The organism is Candidatus Methylacidithermus pantelleriae (assembly GCF_905250085.1).
GTDB lineage: Bacteria > Verrucomicrobiota > Verrucomicrobiia > Methylacidiphilales > Methylacidiphilaceae > Methylacidithermus > Methylacidithermus pantelleriae.
Window position 1 is genome coordinate 1 of record NZ_CAJNOB010000068.1, and the last position, 2,137, is coordinate 2,137.

Here is a 2,137-nt window from a genome sequence, read left to right on the forward strand (position 1 = left end):
GACCCCGCCCACCGGCACTGATCCCAACCTCAACTACTTCTACGACCGCTCCTCCAACCTGACCCAGATCCAGACCGGCTCCGCAGCCACTGCCACCTACACCTACAGCCCGGTCAACATGGCCACGAGCGTCACCGACCAGGATGGGGGCAAGACAACGTTCCAATACGGGGATCCACGCGACACCCTGCGGACCGAGACCGACTACCCCAATAACGTGGCCATGAAGATCGGCTACGACTCCTCGGACCGGATCAAGGACACGACCGTGACCGGGCCCAACAGCCCCACCCCGCTGGTGCACTACACCTACTGCTACAAAGACAACGGCTGCTCGGGGGCCGACACCGCCCTGTTGCAGCAGCAGAGCGACAAGGTGGCGAACCTAACCACGAACTACACCTACTCAAAGGTTAGTCGCCTCCAGGGTGCAACCACGACCAACTCTTCGGGGGCCACGACCGACACCTACCACTACAACTACGACCCGGTAGGAAACATCATCTCTAAGCTGGTCGGCTCATCCACCACCGACTACGCCTACAACGAAGACAACGAGCTCTACTGCAGCTACCCCGACAGCACGTCCGGGTGTGGGGCGAGTTCGGCCACATCCTACGGCTACGACGGAGCTGGTGGGCTGACCTCCATCAACGCTCCCGGCACAAGCTCCGACTACTCCTTCGCCTACGACGCCAAACAGCAGACGACGTCGATCACGCCGCCCGGGTCCTCGCAAGTGTCGCTGTCGTACCAGGACGCCAACCAGGTGCGCCTCATCACCGAAGGGAGCCTGCGCTACGGCTATAACCTGCTCGGTCAGTCTTCCGTCGCGCCGAACTCCGGGACCGCCAACACCACGACGTTCGCGCGGGACAACATGGGAACCCTGGTGGAAGAGCGGGTCGCTCAGAGTGGATCTTCAGCGGTCCACTACTACTACTTGTTTGATTCACTCGGGTCCGTAATCGGGCTCACCAACGACTCGGGCAACCTGGTGGGCGGTACCACCTACCGCTACGAGCCGTATGGGAAGATGACCGAAGACCCGACCCAGGGGACATCCGTGAGCAATCCATGGGGGTTCGCTGCCGGATTGAACGACTCACAGACTGGCTTCTACAAGTTCGGGGATCGCTTCTACAACCCCGACGCGATGCGGTGGACTCAGATGGATCCGGTAGGAGGACACCTTTCCAATCCTATGACGCTCCACCGCTACCTCTACGCGCAAGACTTGCCGAACGTCATCACCGACCCCAACGGAAGAGACACCACCTACTGTTTCCTCACCCCGGAGAACTACGCTTCATGTCAGGAGTCCCAGACACTGGCGCAGATTGAGGCGGAACCCTTCAACTGGGAGCAACTTGAAGAAGGGGTGCTTGGTTGCATTGGTGGCGGCCTCGTCGGAGCTGAGTATGGGGAGTACGTTCCAATCGCTGGAGAGGCCACGCCTCTCGCCGGAGCTCTTGCAGGCTGCTTGGTTGGAGGTACTTCGGAAGCTATTACGGGCGTAAACATCCTTGATCCCACATCCCCATGAGCGGTTCAATGCGGACTCCTAACCAGCTGTCGGATCATCTAGCAGGCGCAGCAGTAACAATTGGGCTCTTGGGAATTCTGACTGGTGCTGCTCTTTGGTTCGTAGGCAGTCAGCCCCATGTGGGCCTGTACATCATCGGCATCTCCACGCTTGATGTAGTGCTCGGCTACCGGAGATTGCGGAAGAGCAAGTCTAGAAGCACCAGGAACATCGACCATCAGGCGGGAGATGGACACCAGGGGGCTACCCCGGCGGAGCTTGCCGCCCCGCTGCTTCTTCAAGCCGCGCTTGTCTGGTCGGCGGTGGGGATTGGGGGGATAGTTCTGGCGGTCGTCACACTGTTAGGGTTCCTCAAATCTCCTACGTTCTTGCCGGTTCTGCTCATCCTGGGCAGTTTGGTCGCTCTCTCTCTCGGTGCACTCGGGTGGTTCAGATGGATAAGAGCCAGACAAGACGCGCGGCGGGCTCGGCGAACGCAAGGTCCGGGGAATAGCTCCAGCCATTTATAGGCACTAGCTCAGGCACCCTTGAAAAGACCCAGGCTAACTGGACGACTGGCCGAATGGATAGATTCCCGCCAGCGTCAGAGCG

General features: G+C 59.9%; 1 protein-coding gene. It reads left to right on the top strand.

All coding sequences use genetic code 11. The features are described 5' to 3' along the window. Nucleotides 1–1,546, top strand: a 1,546-nt coding sequence (locus KK925_RS10355; RefSeq protein ID WP_174583588.1) for an RHS repeat domain-containing protein, incomplete at its 5' end; no start/stop codon positions are given. Between the last annotated feature and the right edge of the window lie 591 nt (nucleotides 1,547–2,137).